This window comes from Formosa undariae, from assembly GCF_042427615.1.
Taxonomy (GTDB): Bacteria; Bacteroidota; Bacteroidia; order Flavobacteriales; family Flavobacteriaceae; genus Formosa; species Formosa undariae.
Window position 1 is genome coordinate 1 of the sequence record NZ_JBHMEZ010000016.1, and the last position, 567, is coordinate 567.

General features: G+C 29.1%; 1 protein-coding gene. It reads left to right on the plus strand.

Annotated elements, in window-relative coordinates; genetic code table 11:
• Positions 1-567: hypothetical protein (locus ACFFVB_RS16045; protein WP_382384244.1), on the plus strand; the 567-nt coding region annotated here is incomplete at both ends.

Genomic DNA, 567 nt, shown 5'->3' on the forward strand with positions numbered 1-567 from the left:
ACATTTGAGTGAAACCGAGAAAAATATCGAATTGAATAGAAAAACAAGTGATTTAATTGCTGGAATTTTATGTTCTGGATTTTCAATAGTTGGAATTACAATTATGGATAAATCAGAATTAATATCTTGGGTTACGATTGTGTTTTTCGGAATTGGAGCAATTCTGTTATTATTGAGATATTTTAATCCAAATAGTAAGCTTCTTCCAAAACAAAAAGATTATAATAAAAAGTTGAGCGAAGAGGAATTTATGGAATTATACAACTCAAACGGAATTTTCACCTACGAAAAAAACGGATTTGAATTGAAAATTGAGGAAAAACTGACCAAAGTTGAATGGAATGAAATTGAAAAACTGACTGCTTATAAAGTCGACCTTTTTGCTACAGATGAAATTCGACTATTTTTAGAAGCGGAAAACGGAAAACAATTTGAGATTTCAGAAAGTACGGAAGGTTGGTTTCAATTTAACGAAAAGATAAAAGAACAATTTCCTGAAATTAATAAAACTTGGGAAATTGATATTGCAGTTCCAGTTTTTGAACGAAAAGAAACTGAAATATATAA